The sequence below is a fragment of the Veillonella denticariosi JCM 15641 genome, from assembly GCF_002959855.1.
In the GTDB taxonomy this organism is placed as follows: Bacteria; Bacillota; Negativicutes; order Veillonellales; family Veillonellaceae; genus Veillonella; species Veillonella denticariosi.
The window spans coordinates 378116-395652 of the sequence record NZ_PPDB01000003.1; the positions used below are offsets into that span (position 1 = coordinate 378116).

The 17537-nt window shown below is 43.4% G+C and carries 16 protein-coding genes; 5 read left to right on the forward strand and 11 right to left on the reverse strand.

Annotated elements, in window-relative coordinates; translation table 11 throughout:
• Nucleotides 1-96: 96 nt before the first annotated feature.
• From VEHSUH05_RS04150 to VEHSUH05_RS04170, 5 genes are all read right to left on the reverse strand, one after another.
• On the reverse strand, nt 97-303 hold the full coding sequence (locus VEHSUH05_RS04150) for a DUF1659 domain-containing protein (RefSeq protein WP_038117382.1): 207 nt from the start codon (nt 301-303) through the stop codon (nt 97-99).
• A 387-nt stretch (nt 304-690) separates the two neighbouring features.
• Entirely contained in the window at nt 691-1437 is a 747-nt protein-coding gene (locus VEHSUH05_RS04155) for a BUD32 family EKC/KEOPS complex subunit (protein ID WP_105090819.1), read from the reverse strand.
• A 293-nt stretch (nt 1438-1730) separates the two neighbouring features.
• Nucleotides 1731-2606 carry a CoB--CoM heterodisulfide reductase iron-sulfur subunit B family protein gene (locus VEHSUH05_RS04160; protein WP_038117385.1) on the reverse strand — a complete coding sequence of 292 codons (876 nt, stop codon included), beginning with the start codon at nt 2604-2606 and terminating at the stop codon, nt 1731-1733.
• Complete coding sequence (locus VEHSUH05_RS04165) at nt 2606-3568, reverse strand: succinate dehydrogenase/fumarate reductase iron-sulfur subunit (protein WP_095066578.1); 963 nt, start codon at nt 3566-3568, stop codon at nt 2606-2608. The genes VEHSUH05_RS04160 and VEHSUH05_RS04165 overlap by 1 nt, the downstream gene beginning before the upstream one ends.
• 1 nt (nt 3569) lies before the next feature.
• Nucleotides 3570-5288 (reverse strand): FAD-binding protein, encoded by a 1719-nt coding sequence (locus tag VEHSUH05_RS04170; RefSeq protein ID WP_054674195.1) that lies wholly within the window; start codon nt 5286-5288, stop codon nt 3570-3572.
• Between the two features lie 886 nt (nt 5289-6174).
• Between VEHSUH05_RS04170 and VEHSUH05_RS04175 the strand changes: the two genes are divergently transcribed.
• Together VEHSUH05_RS04175 and VEHSUH05_RS04180 are read left to right on the forward strand one after the other, a co-directional pair.
• Nucleotides 6175-6849, forward strand: a complete 675-nt coding sequence (locus tag VEHSUH05_RS04175; protein WP_038117391.1) for a response regulator transcription factor — start codon at nt 6175-6177, stop codon at nt 6847-6849.
• Entirely contained in the window at nt 6827-8236 is a 1410-nt protein-coding gene (locus VEHSUH05_RS04180) for a sensor histidine kinase (RefSeq protein ID WP_105090820.1), read from the forward strand. Before VEHSUH05_RS04175 ends, VEHSUH05_RS04180 begins: the two co-directional genes overlap by 23 nt.
• 213 nt (nt 8237-8449) lie before the next feature.
• Here the strand turns inward: VEHSUH05_RS04180 and VEHSUH05_RS04185 are convergent, their stop codons facing one another.
• The 4 genes from VEHSUH05_RS04185 to VEHSUH05_RS04200 form a co-directional block, all read right to left on the reverse strand.
• Nucleotides 8450-9766: a DUF445 domain-containing protein gene (locus VEHSUH05_RS04185; protein WP_105090929.1), complete on the reverse strand. Its 1317-nt coding sequence runs from the start codon at nt 9764-9766 to the stop codon at nt 8450-8452.
• Nucleotides 9766-11001: a DUF445 family protein gene (locus tag VEHSUH05_RS04190; RefSeq protein ID WP_105090821.1), complete on the reverse strand. Its 1236-nt coding sequence runs from the start codon at nt 10999-11001 to the stop codon at nt 9766-9768. Before VEHSUH05_RS04190 ends, VEHSUH05_RS04185 begins: the two co-directional genes overlap by 1 nt.
• A 111-nt stretch (nt 11002-11112) precedes the next feature.
• Entirely contained in the window at nt 11113-11817 is a 705-nt protein-coding gene (locus VEHSUH05_RS04195) for an MBL fold metallo-hydrolase (protein ID WP_095066583.1), read from the reverse strand.
• Between the two features lie 145 nt (nt 11818-11962).
• Nucleotides 11963-12319 (reverse strand): winged helix-turn-helix transcriptional regulator, encoded by a 357-nt coding sequence (locus VEHSUH05_RS04200; protein ID WP_038117407.1) that lies wholly within the window; start codon nt 12317-12319, stop codon nt 11963-11965.
• Between the two features lie 392 nt (nt 12320-12711).
• On the opposite strand from VEHSUH05_RS04200, the gene VEHSUH05_RS04205 reads away from it, so the two are divergent.
• The 3 genes from VEHSUH05_RS04205 to VEHSUH05_RS04215 all read left to right on the forward strand — a co-directional run bounded on the left by VEHSUH05_RS04205 (nt 12712) and on the right by VEHSUH05_RS04215 (nt 15034).
• Nucleotides 12712-13341 (forward strand): NAD(P)-dependent oxidoreductase, encoded by a 630-nt coding sequence (locus VEHSUH05_RS04205; protein ID WP_054674537.1) that lies wholly within the window; start codon nt 12712-12714, stop codon nt 13339-13341.
• Between the two features lie 156 nt (nt 13342-13497).
• The gene (gene ygiD, locus VEHSUH05_RS04210) at nt 13498-14280 is read left to right on the forward strand and encodes a 4,5-DOPA-extradiol-dioxygenase (RefSeq protein WP_105090822.1); all 783 of its coding nucleotides are present in this window, start codon (nt 13498-13500) and stop codon (nt 14278-14280) included.
• A 76-nt stretch (nt 14281-14356) separates the two neighbouring features.
• The gene (locus VEHSUH05_RS04215; RefSeq protein ID WP_105090823.1) at nt 14357-15034 is read left to right on the forward strand and encodes a lactate utilization protein; all 678 of its coding nucleotides are present in this window, start codon (nt 14357-14359) and stop codon (nt 15032-15034) included.
• 220 nt (nt 15035-15254) lie between these two features.
• Here VEHSUH05_RS04215 and VEHSUH05_RS04220 read toward each other — a convergent pair whose 3' ends face one another.
• Nucleotides 15255-16052: a hypothetical protein gene (locus VEHSUH05_RS04220; RefSeq protein WP_054674535.1), complete on the reverse strand. Its 798-nt coding sequence runs from the start codon at nt 16050-16052 to the stop codon at nt 15255-15257.
• Nucleotides 16053-16484: 432 nt separating this feature from the next.
• A complete protein-coding gene (gene pta, locus VEHSUH05_RS04225; RefSeq protein WP_054674531.1) occupies nt 16485-17483 on the reverse strand; it encodes a phosphate acetyltransferase in 999 nt (332 codons plus the stop codon).
• Between the last annotated feature and the right edge of the window lie 54 nt (nt 17484-17537).

Here is a 17537-nt window from a genome sequence, read left to right on the forward strand (position 1 = left end):
GTAAGCAAGTCATTCAAATTAATAAGGATGGGAATGCGTGGACTGAGCACGCGACATCAAAGGTTCGACATTGCCGATGATGCACTGTGCCAAACGTTAATGTCCTAGGGATATTTCGTTGATGCGGACCACATCGGACAAGCTGTGGTCATACAAGGCCGCCAATGCATCGCCGACAATTTTCATATTGTCATCGGACGCTTCTTCGGCAACACGCGTATAGGTGACGTTCTTATACTTCGGCATATCTTCGGTACCGACATTAAAGCGCAACACCAGTTTCGTACGTTTAATCGTAGCCATCGTATCACCTCCTTTCACCGCCCTACATTCTCGAATTAAGGTCATGACAATGCCCTCCGCGATATATGGCGTCATTTTTGTGAAAGTACGGAAATAACATCGGCTTACATATAGAAAATACCGACTACATGCCGAAACAGATATCTACTACATGCAGAAACAGATACCGACTACATATAAAAACGGATACAACGCATATAAAGAACCGAACCGTCCGCACATAAAAATAAGACCCTTATCCTCGGTACTCGGCCTCCTTCGAGGGGGCCTTACAGTACGTCGACATAAAGGTCTACACAAAGCTCTATAATTATCTAACAATAAACTATAACCCATATAACGGATATAACTCGTACAACAACAAAAAGAAATAAACTACAGAGACTTTTATTCAGTTTTTAACGCCATTATAAAATCATAAGCTTTCACGGCCGCCTCGGTATCCACAAAGTGGAACGGGTTGAGGAGTCGGCAGAATTTGAAGAGGTATTCATGCTTACGAAAGATGTCTTTAATATGTAAAATCGTATCGCGCGCCGTACATGCCGAACTATATCCGTTCATCATCGCATAAAGGTAATCCATCGGCAAATTATCTTCACGTAAATAACTGTGCACAAAGATCAGTACGTCCCACCCCTGAGGGGTCAATTCAGGCCAGCGGCGGCTGTTCTCCCAGTCGAGCATCGTAATTTTATCCTTAGCGGGATCATACGTTATATCGCGCATGGCGGGACGCCCGTGGGACAAACCGTAATCATGCAGCTGTCCTAAGATTTTACCGAATATATAAAAGATATGTGTTACCATCTCTTTTAAATCGTTATCATCAGGATGCTGAGCAGTCAATTCACTATAATACGACAATGTGCGACCGCTGTATTCCGTAACGAAGTAGTGTTCCCGAAACCCGGCAATAACCGGAGCCACCGGCAGCTTTGTATTCACAAAGGATATTTTATAAAATTCATAGTCAAAAGATGCTCGCGGTGCGGGTTTAATCCAACTCGACCTATGATTGCTGATATCTTGTTTTACGTAATACTTTTTACCGTCAAAATCAACGGGAAATACACGATGGTCCGTTTCATTGACAATCATGCGATCTATATAATCTAATAACATATCATTCATACTGGCCCCCTCCGCACCAGTCCCTTTCGGTACTTATTACTATGCGCTCTTTTCTGAGTCTAAAAATATACATATACAATCAACATAGATATTATACTATAGCGCTCTTCGTTTATCAAAAGAGGACGCCTCTATCCTATATTTCGCAAAATATGGACCGGCCTTACAACGCACCATACATCAAAAGTAAAAACCCCCAGCCTGGGCTAGGGGTTTTTACTGGTAATTATGATAATAGGTTTGGATTTAGAGCTATATTATGGCCAACTGAGGCCTCGTCTAAATCAAACGAATTAACCTACGAATTTAGTCACTGCCGCAGTATCAGTCAAGTGACGTTTAGGCATGCCCATTTCAGCAGGGGAAATGCCAAGTGCAAGACCGATTAACTGGGACATGTGCAAGATTGGCATATCTTTGCCGCCGCCAACAACTTCTTTTGCTTCTTTCTGGAACATATCAAGTTGCATTTGGCAAAGCGGACAAGGAGTTACAACGCAATCTGCGCCTTCATTAGCTGCATCTTTGTTGATGGAGCCGGTCATCTGCATTACGGAATCATGTGCAGGATATACAGCATGGAAACCGCAGCAATCAAGCTTACGGGAGAAGTCGATTGGTGTAGCGCCGATAGCGGAAATCAAATCTGCTAAGGATGTAGGCATTTGATAATCTTCGAAGCCCAATTCAGTTTGAGGGCGAAGAATATGACAGCCGTAATATTCAGCTACACGTAAACCTGTTAACGGTTTAACAACTTTTTCTTTCAATTTGTCCAAACCGTAATCGCGGATCAACACCCACAAGAAGTGAGTTACATCAGTTGTGCCACGGTATTGTTTACCGATTTGAGCCAATTTCTTGTTAACTTCGTTTTTTTCTTTTTCGTTGTTATCAAGTTCGTTTTTAGCTTCGCGAAGCATCAATGTACAAGTGTTACATACAGTCAAAAGGTTCAAACCTTTTTCTTCTGCCAATGCGATATTACGAGCATTTGTAGCAAGTGTAACTTCCGGAGCGATATCCTGAACGTGGGACGCGCCGCAGCAAGTCCAGCCGTCAAGTTCTTCCAACTCGATACCTAATTTTTTAGCCACAGCAACTGTTGCTAAGTAGTCTTCTTTGGCAGCGCTTTCAAGAACGCAACCAGGGAAAAATGCGTATTTCATTATTTACTTACCTCCTCAGCTGCTTTCATAAGTCTGCGAACACCATCAATACCGTTTACAGGTTTTTGAGGTACTACAAGTTCAAATGGATTGATTTTGCTGTGTTTCCACAAGCGCAATGCATAGAATGCCTGTTTAGCGGAATCAACAACACCATCGGATTTCAAGCTCATAGAAACTTCTTTCAAGCGACCGGTTTTGTAGAGATCGTCTTTGAAAGCAACCGCATGGCGAACGCCCTTGCTGTTAGTAAGGCCGGCTTTTGTAGCTTCCTTACGCAAGTTGGAAATATCCATAGCAGGTTTTAAGTGTTTAGGGCAACGGGAGATACAGTTCATGCAGTGAACGCATTTCCAAAGACCGTTGTCGAATGCAGGTTGAATGTGAGCCATAGGCGCATCATCGCGGCTATCCAACACGAAACGGTTAGCTTTGGTGAATACATATGGTTCCAAGAAATCATCTTCACGAGCAGTCAATTTGTTACATTCGGATGCGCAGCAACCGCAAAGGATACATTCTGTACCGGCAACGAATTTTTTGAAGTCTGCCGGAGTTTGACGAACGATTTTGTCGCCTTCGTTGAATTCAGCTTTAAGGAAAATCCAAGGAGCGACTGTTTTCAAGCGATCAACTTTGGATTCCCAGTCAACAACCAAGTCACGGATAACACGGAAGTTGCCAATCGGAGCGATTGTCAATTCGTCTGTGCCATAACGTTCTGTCAATTCATCGATTTTAGATTCACAGCCGAGCATCGCTTCGCCGTTTACACGGATGGAGCAAGCGCCGCAAACTGCGGAACGGCAAGCTGCCAAGAATGTCAATGTTGGATCCTGTGTATCTTTAATTTTTTGAAGGCCCCAGAGGATTGTACGGTCAGGTTCGTAATCGAATTTGAAAGTCTGTACAAACGCGCGACCTTGTTGGTAACGGTGAATATGGTAGGTGATTTGTCTCATCTTAGTACTTCCTTTCTTGTGGTTCGTATTTAGTGAACACTACGTCGCGTTCTGTTAATTCGTATTGACCGTCAGCACCTAATTTGATCAAGGAATGTTTTAAATATCTTTCATCATTACGTTTAGGATGGTCTTCACGGATATGAGCGCCACGGGATTCACGGCGGTGTAAAGCGCCCATAGCAATAGCTTTTGCTACTGTTAACATGGAGCCGATTTCACAATAGTTTACGAATGCCATGTTGTAAGTACGTTCAGGGTCACCTACATAACAAGTTTTATAATCTTCAATCAATTGTTCGATTTCTTTTAAGGCTTCAGTAATACCTTCTTCATTACGGAAGATACCTACTTTATTCCACATCGCATCAGCCAATGCATCGCGGATTTCTACAACCGGACGGCCGCCTTCACGGGATGTTACTTCTGTGAAACGATCTTCCCAAGCTTTTGCAGCTGCGGCAAGTTCCGCATCTACATTTGGTTGTTCATGAGATTCAGCATAATCAGCTGCGCCAGCACCGGATACTTTACCGAATACTACGCCGTCAGCCAGGGAGTTACCGCCCAAGCGGTTAGCACCGTGGATGGAGATACAGGATGCTTCGCCGGAAGCGAACAGACCAGGCAATTCACATGCACAAGTTTTGTAATCCACTACGTCGATACCGCCCATTGTATAGTGACATGTAGGACGAATAGGTACCGGTTGAGTCAATGGATCGCAATGTTCGAAAGTCATAGCCAAGTCACGGATACCATGAAGTTTTTCAATGATAACTTCAGGACCTAAGTGACGAAGGTCAGCTACTACGTATGCGTTAAGACCAGAACCGAAACCACGACCTGCAGCGATTTCATCTTCGATTGCTTTCGCTACAACGTCACGGGATGCTAATTCCATTTTGTTAGGCGCATATTTTTTCATGAAACGTTCGCCTTCAGCGTTAAGAAGATAACCGCCTTCACCACGAACCGCTTCGGACATCAAGATACCGGTACGACCGAGACCTGTTGGATGGAATTGGATCATTTCCATATCTTTCAAACCGTTACCGGCGCGGAATGCTACCGCCATGCCATCGCCTGTGGAAAGGAACGGATTTGTAGTACGAGTCCAGAAAATACGACCTGCACCGCCTGTAGACAAGATAATAGCTTTTGCTTTAATCTGTTCTACTTTACCTTCTTTCATGTTCCACACAACAGCGCCACCGACGTGACCGTTTGCGTCTTTAACAAGATCTAAAAGGTACCATTCTTGTAAGAAGTGTACGCCTTCTTTCAAGCATTGTTCATAAGTAGTGTGCAAGATAACGTGACCTGTTTTATCCGCGGAGTAGCAAGTACGTGGATAGGATTGACCACCGAAGTTACGTTGCGCGATTTTATTTTCTTCTGTACGAGAGAATGGAGCGCCCATGTGGTCCATTTCAAGCACGCCTTCCGGACAGCGGGAGCAGAAGAATTCGATAGCGTCCTGGTCGCCAAGATAGTCGGAACCTTTTACTGTATCAAAAGTATGTGTTTCAACTGTATCTTCAGCTGCTACGTTATTCAAACATGCATTAACACCGCCTTGCGCCATTGCTGTTGCCGAACGGGTTGGGAAAATTTTAGTAATAAGAGCTACTTTTAAGCCTTTGCGACGACCAACTTCAAGAGCCGCACGCATACCAGCGCCACCGCTACCTACTACTAGAACATCAAACTGTTCCATAATGACCTCCTCATAACTACCATTTAATAAGAAAATTAGTTAGACTATCCAATTTCATAAAGCTCATAAAAAATTTTGATAACCTAATCATTTTTCTTTGCAAGAAAAAACCCGTACTTACGCGATTTTTCTTATAGCTTTGTCTTTAATTATAGAGAGCATTTCAGACCATGTCTAAACCCTATTATGCATAATTAATTTTGATGAATTTAATTGATAGCTCATATCAATTACTATTTCTTCAAGCAGTTTAAAGATAATCAATTTATTTAAATGAATATTTTTTATTCAAACTTTAGGATAATACGAAAGTAGTTCGGTTCCGAAATTTCTCTGTATTGTAATTTTCTAACCAATGAAAGCTATCCCCATAAAATCAACATTCATAACATGTTCCATAATTATAAATCGAAACAGACCTCTTAAATTCCTACTAAAAACACCTCGAATTTAGCCCGTAAAAGTACACAAAAAAAGCCAATTATAAATAACGATTATTTCTATGATAATTATTATCATAAGTTTTCCTTGTGATTTTCTTCACAACCCCGAAAATCTGAAAAAACAGGTCTAACTATGCACATACGGCAATCTTCGATATAGTTTCCTCGTCATTCATTAGTAAAATTCATTAAGATTCATGGGTTTCGCTCATTTCGGCGACTTTCATATTAAGAAAAGCCTCATAACCTCGCTATTTCATTCATGTTTTGCTCATTCCTATTGTATAAGGTATGATTATAGATAAATAAATTATATAATATTATATATAGGGCCTTATATAAGTCGCTTCTTTTATAAGAAAGCACATATATAACAACTATATCAATGTAGTCTGAGAGCTAAGAGAGCTATATTTTTTTATCATACATAAGGAGAACTGAGAATGAAAATTTTACTTGTAGAAGACGAAGAAATGCTAAATGGTATTACAGCCAAATATTTACGCGCAGAAAATATGACGGTTGATACATGCTTCAACGGTCAACAAGCTATTGATTATGTAAATACATCCAGTTATGACGTAATCGTTATGGATATTATGATGCCGGTTCTTGACGGTGTCAGCGCATTGGCGCAGATCCGCAACGACGGCAATACGACACCTGTATTATTGCTTACGGCAAAAGACTCCTTGCAGGATAAGGTAACCGGCCTCAACACGGGTGCGGACGACTACCTTGTAAAACCGTTCGATCTCGAGGAATTGACTGCCCGCATTTACGCTTTGGCTCGACGCAATGCGCGCCACGCACAAAACGACATCCACGTAGGTCCGTTGACGATCAATGTACCTCAACGTACGGTAAAACGCGACGGCGAAACGATTTCATTGACGGCGAAGGAATTCGACCTCTTGTTCTATTTAGCAAGTAATGAAAACATCGTATTATCTCGTCAACAAATTCTCGACCATGTATGGGAATACGATTATGAAAGCTATTCTAATCTAATCGACGTATATATTAAAGATTTGCGCAAAAAAGTCGATACTGATGAAAATGTAAAACTCATTCAGACAGTTCGCGGAGTAGGGTATGTCCTCAAAACAGAAAACTAATGATCCTCACCGAGACTTGGATACCATATCGGGGGCGGCCACTGATTTATTCAACCGCCTCCCCCTTACATTCAAAATCATGTCTTGGTACACCATTTTCCTGCTCATCATTTTGATGGTCGCATCCGCATGGATTTATACATATACTCACGAGTCGGATAACAAAGAGGTACGGGAACGCCTGCAGCAACAAGCCATGATCATGGCTACGGATATTCGCAAATTCAAACCGTATCAGGATAATACATTCTTCTTCGTATCCACGCAGGACGGGTATATCATCAAAGGGGCATTGCCTGATGGATTTCCTAATCAGACAGTACTCTCCTTAGGGCAGGTAGGTGAAATTCAATCCGGTGAAGATACATTCTATTATTACGATACGCCTGTAAATGAACCGAATTACCGTGGTATTCTCAGAGCCGCCACAAAGGTAAAGACGGCGTCGAAAAAAACAGAAAATCTATTGTACAGCCTCTTGCTGGGTAATGTAATCTTCTTACTCATTTCATCACTGGGGGGCTACCTTTTTATCAAAAAAGGCCTTAAACCTGTCCGAACCTTGACAAGAACGGCAAAGTTTATCGGCAAGAACAACGACTTGAGTCGACGCATCGATATTCCGGCGCGAACGGCACGGGATGAGATTTATGAACTGACGGTCACATTTAACCGTATGATTTCAGGCTTGGAGGACTCATCCAACCGCGAAAAGCAGTTCAGTTCGGACGTCTCTCATGAATTGCGCACACCGATTTCCGTCATTCAGGCGGAAAGTGAGTACGCCTTAAAATACGCACGGTCCGAAGACGACCTGCGCGAAGGGCTCACTCATATTCAGGAGCAGGCGAAATTCATGTCAAGTCTCGTTTCCCAGCTATTGGATGTAGCACGCCTGGAGAAGGCTCACGATCTCAATGTGGCACCGCTCGACGTATCACAGATGCTGACGAATATGGTTCACGATTATACGCGATTATCCAGTGAAAGACATATTACCATTACGTCACGCATCGAACCGGGCTTACACATAACGGCTCACGAAGTGTCTTTGCGACGTGCTATCGCCAATCTGGTGGATAATGCGATGAAGTTCACCAAATCAAAAATCGATATTTCCGCCAGACGTGTCGGCGACGAACTGGTTATCGAAGTCACGGACAACGGTATCGGCATCGAAAAGGAAAATATCGAGCATATCTGGAACCGCATGTACCAGACGGAACAATCCAGAAACAAGAAATCGAATCACGGTATCGGTCTCGGCCTGTACTTTGTGAACAAGGTTATCACCTTGCATCACGGCACGGTCAACGCGACGAGTACACCGAATGTATTTACGACCTTTACCATCCGCTTGCCATATTCGGAAGCGGAAGAAGAATAATTTTATACAAAAAGGACAGCCACGGTGTGAATGGACCCTCCCTATTAGATGTAATCTCTAATATCGAAGGGCATCACCCGATGTGGCTGTCCTTTTATGTTGTTATGACCCGGCAGTATTATAAACCTACCGTTATAAATCTACCGTTATAAACTTATCGTTAGCTTATCGTTATAATTCATTCGTTATAACCCATTGTTATAATCCTGACTGTTATAATCCTATCAGCTGCGCCCACAGAGGTGTGTACACATATTCCAGGAATATCCATGTCAACAGCCCCGCCACGGCTCCTACGACGGCACCGTTAATGCGAATCCAGCTGAGATCGTCCTCCACCTTGGATTCGATGAAGTAAATAAACTTATCAGTGCTGAGACCGCCCAATACCTGACGAATGATGGTCTCGATCAAATCATAGCCCTGCTCCAGCACATATTGAGCGATATCATGCATGGTTCGTTCGATACGGTTGCGCAGGTCCTCAGACCTGCCGTATACGTTCCACAGTTCAAGAGCGATGTTGACGAGCACCTGAGCCGGCGTTTCGCCGTTCTCATCCCCTACGAGGAGCAGTTCCTCAATATAAGGACACAGATGATTTTCGATAATCGATTCCCAGTCCTGCTCCCGAATCCAGCGTTCCCACGCTTCATCGAGGGCGGCACAGACCTCGCGATTATCCTCGATATTGCGAATCGGCGTCACCCATTGTCTTAACCACGCCGTCCGTTCCGGACTGTTCGGACGTTTCCATGTTTCAAGCATGGCGTAGACTTCCTGAATGATGGCCTCCGCCATTTCCTTATAGTTGATCACATCCGTCGCTTCCGATACGGATATAAAGAAATCCTGAAAGAACCCTTTGCGCTTTTTGCGATGCGCCTCTTCCGCCACAACAGAGGTGAGCCATGTCCCCATCGCCGGATGATTCATGCGTTCCTGAACGACGCCGAGAACCTGAACGACCATGCTTTCATAGCGATTATGCTCACATAGATCGAGCAGAACGTGTTTCAAGGCGGGCACGAGGGATTGTTTTCTCAGCAATATGCGAATGCGATTCGCCCCCCATGTGGCCCATTCCGCGGAAGATTGAGATTTCCACAACAGGTGCAGCCCTTGATGTATGACGAGCCGAGCCGCCCTCTGCCCTTCAGGGGACAGAAGGAATTGCTCAAAGAGCGGTACAAACTGTATATTCCCGACCAGAACAAGGCACCGATCCTTCGTGAGCATCTTCGTTTTCACCAGCTGAATGACACCATTGATAAGGCGTTCCTTGTTGCGCGGGATCAACGCCGTATGATATGGAAAGCCCAGAGGCTTGCGAAACAGAGCGGTCACCGCAAACCAGTCCGCCACACTGCCGATGAGCGCCGACTGAACCGCCCAATACAGCGGCTGATACCAGCTTTCACCGTCATAGAAAAATTGTCCTACGAAAACGCAGCAATACAGGAGCGCCGTCAACGCGAAAATGCCGTTAGCACGCTGTTTCAACGTGAGTGACCTGATGTAATGAATCATCATCCTATCACCCCCTTGAAAAATACCGTAAGGCCGTGGAATACGCCGCCCAGCACGGCCCCCACGAAGGACCCGTTAATACGCACCATCTGAAGGTCGTAATACATTTTGCCGCGCACGATATGCGTGATTTCGTCCGGTGAATAGCGGGACAGTTCCTGCCCTACGACGCGATCGATGAGAGGATGCAGTTTCTGCAGCCACGGAATGCTGCGAAGGAGGAAAAATCGTTCAAAAGGCGCCTGTTTATCGGGATTCAGGAGAATTTCCGTACAGAGGATGTTAAATCGTTCCAGCACCATATCCATGAGGCGATGCCAGTCCAACGTGTCGCCGTCGATGAGCTTTTCCTCCCATTCTTCAAGAATCATGCGCACCCACTGGTCCTTATGTTCTTCGATGAAAGCCTGCCATTCTATGTTCGTTTCCAGATTGTTGAAAAATCTGATGGCCTGGCCCCATACATAGCGTCCCAAGGTGGAGTCGATGGACTCGTTTTCCTTGAGGAATGTGACCGCCTTTTTCTGCAACGTGTCTACCAGTCGCTCCGGTGAAAGCTCATGACCGCCAAAGGCGATGGCCAGCTCGCGGAAAAAGAAATTCTTCGTGTATCGCTTCATGATATCCAGCATGACACGATACAAGTATGGGTATATCTGATTCGAGGAGATAACGCGCTGACAGGTACGATTGAAATAGAGCCAAAACACGCTCGCCGTATGGCGTTCCAACATGCATCGGCCGAATAAGATAACGAGCGGCGTCGCCTTCCAGTTGGACACGCCCTTATAAACGGCCTTGTTGATTTCCTGGCGCATCGGCTCGATATCCATGTGCGCCAACACCTGATTGCCTATACCGTACAGGAGATTGCGGATCTGGTTCTGCCCCTCTTCGCTCACACCGTATTCGACGATACGCACCATAACGCGTTCCTTCTTGATGGCATAATACATCTGAGGAATCCGCAACAGTTCCTCACTGAGCATGGTGCGACCGATCTGAATCAAACGCTCCTTGCTGCGCGGTAAAATAGCCGTTTTAAAAGGAATTCCCAAAGGCTTCGTAAAAAGAGCCGTCACCGCATACCAGTCCGCGAGCCCACCGATCATGGCGGCCCCGGAAACATGCATCACAAAGGCCCAGAATGCATCATGGCGTTGAGGATATGAAATTAAAAATATAATCGCCATGACGCTCAACAGTAAGGTCGCCATCGGTTTAGTTTTTATCATCACTTGATCCTAACTTTATAAAGTACGTATACGGACTCTCCCAATATAACGCAACAGTCCCTATTGATGGCCCAACCTTCGCCGCCACACACAATACGGTGAAAGTAGTATTTAAGCGATTGTACATTCGTCGCCATCCTTCTGCGGATGCCAAATCGTCACCTCCGGATAGAGGGCTTCAAAATAAATGGACGGATGCCATTGAGGTCCGTTCAAATGCATAGGAATGAGCATCTTATTGACCGTCACGCGGCGCAGGAACTCGATAACACCCCACTCCTGAGCCGCTTCCAGGCGATTATCCACGGGGAACATGGCCACGTCGACGGAAAGGCCTTCCAGCTCCTTAAACTCACGCCAAGCCATGCGCTTTGCATCCGCATTGTTCTCCGGCGTATCGCCGAGCCAATGCCACCAGTTTAAATCACCTGCATGGAAAATAGAGTCGGAGTCGATATTCGCCGTGTTCGTCTTCACGTAAAAGGATCCGCCTTCATCAGTACTACCGTACATATGAATGCCTACATCATCCATTGCCGCATCCTGACCGGGACGCATGGTGATGCATTTCTTAACCTTTCCCTCGAGAGGTACATCCTTATGACAGATATAACGCGTATTCGGCCCATCAAACTCCGTGATGGACGGATTGAAATGATCCTGATGAATATGGCTCACGAAGAACCAAAGCTCACGACCGCGCTTCGCCAGCTGCCATACGGTATTATTCGGATCCTTATAATAATCAAATACATAGCATCGCTTTCCGTCATCCACGAGAAAGCCGCTATGCGATAAAAATGTAATGTTCATCATCTATTATCATTACCTTTCAGTATATGAGAATATATATCAAGTATTTTTTATTATACCATATTTCTGTTTCAGAAATATAAAAAGCCGCAAAATACAAAATGATGTTATATAATCGCCTCTGTATTCCTCGTCATTTACATAGCAATTATATACGTCCTGATGCCTTCATATAATCAATATATTGATTGCCCCATGCTTCAAGGGATGCGAGAACAGTTTTAAAACCTGATCCCACCTCGGTGAGGCTGTATTCAACTTTCGGAGGAATGGAGCTGTACACCTCGCGATGTACGAGTCCGTCGTCCTCCATCTGACGCAATGCACGGGTCAAGGTCGCCTGCGTAATGGGATATAAGCGGCGTTCTAATTCGCGAAAACGTACGGGACCTTCAGATAATTCGTGCATGATCAATAGCGCCCATTTGCCACCCAATAACTTTTGACTCGTTGCATACGGACAACGACCCACTAAATCGTGAACATTTACCAAAGCTTCTGCCATAATGAAACTCCTTATTATTAACACACGTGCAATGTTGTCTTCTTACAAATTAAACAACACGTTATATTATTATCGTATCATAGCCAGAAGAAATTTCAAGGATTTTATAGTATCTTTTTTATGGGTACAAAAATTTTTGTAAAATTTTTAATCAGTAATCATCATAATTCTATCACTTTTGATAGTACCTATCCAAAATAATTCTACTATTCAAAATATATGCACTCATCTATAATATGGTCATCAGCTGAACACAACAGATTGTAGCGTAATAAATTTAAAAAACACTATCATATAGTGCTGCTACAAATTTATGAACTACGAACAGTATAGTAAAACCATAATCAATATCTCTTGACGAGAGATATGCTTTCAAAAAAAGGAGAATCATCATGAATATTTTAGTAATCGGTGCAAATGGTAACGCAGGTCGTCGTATTGTAGAAAAAGCCCTCAAAGCAGGCCATAAGATAACGGGTGTCATTCGTCGTGAGGGCGCAATTGAAGGCATTCCGACTATCGTAAAAGACGCATTACACTTAACAACAGAAGAGTTAACTTCATTTGATGTAGTGGTCAATGCTACAAGTGCTTTCACGCCAGATACGTATCATTTACCAGCAGATTTGACATTATTGCTTGTAAAAGCATTAGCTAACACAAATACGCGCCTCATCGCTATAGGTGGTGCAGGCAGCCTCTACGTAGACGAAAATCACACAATTCAACTAAATGATACACCAGACTTTCCTAAAGAATTCTTAGTTCGTTCAAAAACTCATGGTAAGTCTGACGATATCTTGCGTAAATTCAGCAATGTAGACTGGACAATGTTTACCCCACCACCAATCTTTGATGTAGAAGGTCCGGAATCTGACGACTATATCATCGGTGACGAGGAAGTCATCGTAAATAAAGATGGTAAACCATATATTTCCTACGAAACATATGCTCAAATCTTGGTTGATGAAATCAAAAATCATAAATTCGGTCGCCAACGTTTTACCGCAGTACAAAACTAATATCTCAATCTATTGATATATAACAGCATCCTCCCAACACAAAACAACCTATATAAAGACACCGAGGGCTATTGACTGCAACCAATAGCCCTCTCTTATAATTAAAAACCTTTAAACAAATAATAATTATTATATTTATAGACAGAAGGTGATACAATGAAACGCATGCCAACTCTATTCGTAGGCCACGGCAGTCCCATGATGGCCTTGGAACATACAGAAATGACAAATACTTTCAGAAACATAGGAAACAATATAATTAAAAATTACGGAAAACCAAGAGCAATACTCGCCGTTTTCGCCCACTGGTACACAGATGGCACCTATGTGCAAAGTGCCGAAAATCCGAAGCAGATTTACGATATGTACGGATTTCCCAAAGCGCTATATGAGGTTGTATATCCAGCCAAGGGTGATAACAAGCTAACACAAAAGGTTCAGCAGTTACTGGGTGACGACGTTTCTATCAACGATACATGGGGCATCGATCACGGCATGTGGACCGTGTTAGTTCACATGTTCCCTGATGCATCCATTCCCGTTGTGCAACTATCCATACATAAACACCTGAGCCCTGAAGGAGCCTATCAATTAGGCGTAAAGCTACAATCATTACGCGATGAAGGCTATCTCATCATAGGCAGCGGTAATATCGTTCACAATCTCAGGCGCCTGGAGTGGGATAGTCCATCCGGCACCCCTGCTGCGATTGAATTCGATCGATATATTGCCGATGCAGTCCTCGCGAACGATACGGATAAGGTCATCAATTATGCACAGCATTCTCAAGCAAGCTACGCAGCACCTACACCAGACCACTATCTCCCGTTAATTTATATTATGGGCGCCGATGAAAGTACAAAACCGACTGTATTTAATCAAACTTATAATTCAGGATCCCTGTCGATGACAGGATTTATATTTGAAGATAGTATATAAAACGCAAGCCCTCCATTGAATTATGCATGAAAACCTGTACAATAAAGGTAAGAATCATACATATCAAGGAGGGCTTATGGCAAATACAGAAACTACAATCAATGCAGTTGTCAATCCTCACACGAACGATGCGCCTATCGATATCGAAAAAACGATACGGGCCTTGGAGCGCAATAACTTCGTGGTCCATTATTTCGAGACCGGTCACGAGGCGACCGCATATCTGAAATCCCGCATTCAGCACAAGCGCGTGGCTCTCGGCGATTCGCGCACCTTGTTGGAGCTCGGCGTCTACGATGCGCTCTGCGAGGTCAACGAGGATGTAACCGATATTCATCGTCCTCTCCCCGGTGAAAGCTTCCGCGAAACGGCACTCCGCACGATGGGGCGTGACGTATTCCTCACTTCCGTTAATGCCTTGGCGCAAACAGGTGAAATGGTCAATATTGACGGCACAGGTAATCGTATTGCCGCCTCGCTGTTCGGCTCTGAGGAAGTGTTTTTCGTACTTGGTCGCAACAAGATTACACCGGATTTAGCATCCGCCATCTACCGCGCCCGTAACACGGCGGCACCACTCAACAGCAAGAAAAACAAGAAAAGTTCGATTAATCCATGCGCAAAACTGGAAGAAAAATGCTACGACTGCAGTTCTCCCGATCGCATCTGTAATGCATTGACCATCTACTATAAAAAGATGCGCAACATGCAGACAATGGAAGTCATCATAATCAATGAGGACCTGGGATTCTAATATTATATCTGCACCGGCAAAACCGGCAAATGAAATCCCCACCACACACCGACAAACATAATCTGAAACTGACAAAAGGGACTGTAACAAAACAGCCCCTTAATACTAAAAATACCAACAAAACCTAGGATGTTACAGACCTAATTTTCTTGGTATTTCTTATATTTTAAAGGAGTTACAACCAGAATGCGGTAAAAGAGCATTTTGTTGCAGCTCTTTTTTATATTTCCACCAAGCTTTTTAGATCATATCCAAAGCCTGCCGTCTTTTCAGCCGCAGTTTTTTGCCATTCTGTGGGTGCTGTACCATCTTGCGCAAGGAAATAGCCCGAATCAAGATAGCGGATGATAATATACTCTGAATTCTTTTGGTCAAAACCGTTACCACGGGAGAAATCGATACCATGGCCTGTATTGCGCGTTACGATGGCTTCCAATAACGGCAAGGTAATGGCATTCAACGTGATTTTCATATCACATTTGTCGAAAATCTTTTTAAAGAATGAACTAGGTTTTTCTTCTTTATATACTAACAATTTACTAATTGTACCATTGGATACGCATACTACGCGGCGGATTTCATTGATAGGAATCTCTACCTTGCCATTTGAGATAACACCGTTTTTAATAGTGATTTCTCGTTTACCCATAATAGAATAATCCAATGGTAATTGAAGTGTATCCAAGTTTGCAGGGAAGTCCGCCGTCAGTTTATGGCGGACAAACGCTGCAATAATCGCTTTTGTTTCACGGATGTTATGACCGGTATTATAGTCCTTACGATCTGTATCTAGATCTTGGCCTTCAATATTTTTCCAATTATGATCTCTAAACATAATCGTATAATTACTGTTTGAGTTCAAATATCTTGTAAGATACAGCTCATTTACGTCTTCAAAATCAATGTCGGTTATAACTGTACCATTTGCATCTTTGTAGAGCACACCATTATAACTAATTGTTAAAGTACGATCAGTATCTTCAAAAACAACAGGATTTGTGTCGAATATAGAAATCATAGCTCTCTCCTTTTTACGACTTCAAATATAACTACATTTACACATATCAAGTACATTCCATCCCCATAGTAAGCCCATACACCAACTATATATATGCATGGATATATTTTTGATAAGTGTTAAGTACTCACATTAATTATATGTATCCAATACAAACATTGATTAAATACATTAATCAAATATACTTAATTTAATAATACACCTTCTATATTGATTTACACAAATACTATATTTCACTAACAATCAATGGCAATCAATTTTCTAAATCGACTTTCCAAACGCTCTATATGCGTTCAACAACATATTGATAGTAATAAAGATATTTACACAAACAAAAAAGCTGATTCCGGAGAATCAGCTTTCAGTATTTCGTTGAAAGTTTTGAACTCATTGAAAGATATGAACTCATTAAAAACTTTGAACTCGTTGAAATCAGATGCTTTCAACAGCAGCAATCGCCGCAACGTCTACAACGTCTTGAGCGGAGCAACCGCGGGAAAGGTCATGAACCGGTTTAGCCAAGCCTTGAATCAATGGTCCGAGAGCATCAGCGCCGGCAAAGCGTTGTACCAATTTATAACCGATGTTGGCCGCTTGAAGATCAGGGAAGATCAAGATGTTAGCTTTACCGGCTACATGAGAACCGGGAGCTTTCTTTTCTGCTACGGAAGGAACGATGGAAGCGTCCAGCTGTAATTCACCGTCGAATTTAAAGTCAACATTGCGTTCTTTCAAAATGTTAACGGCTTCAACCACTTTGTCTACTTCCGGAGTGGACGCGGAGCCCTTAGTGGAGAAGGACAACATGGATACGCGAGGGTCAGCCATGCCGACAACCTTGCGCGCTTTTTCTACAGTGGATTCTGCGATATCCGCCAATTGTTCGCTAGTCGGGTTAGGCAATACGCCGCAGTCGGAGAATACAAGCATACCGTCATCGCCATATTCTTTTTTACTTGTAAACATGAACATGGAAGAAGATACAGTTTTAAGACCCGGTTTAGTACCGACAACCTGCAATGCAGCGCGCAATACGTTTGCAGTCGGAGATGCGGAGCCGGCCACCATGCCGTCAACAACACCGAGACGAACGAGCATAGCACCGAAGAAGAGGCAGTCGCCTTTTAAAGTTGCATCAGCTTTTTCAGGTGTCATCCCTTTTTTAGCGCGCAATTCTACGAATGTATCAACCATTTCCTGGTAACGGTCGTAGCCAGCAGGATCGATGATTTCGGCACCTTCGATAGATGCGCCTACAGCTTTAGCAGCTGCAGCGATTTCAGCAGGGTTGCCTACAAGCACCGGTGTGCAGAAACCTTCCTTCAAGATGATTTCAGTCGCTTTCAATACGCGTTCATCCTTGTATTCCGGCAATACGATTTTTTTACCTAACGGTTTTACTTTGTTTTTCAAATTTTGAATCAAATCCACGATTTTGCCTCCTTAACATTGGCTATTTATGCCATATCAATACTATTATTATAG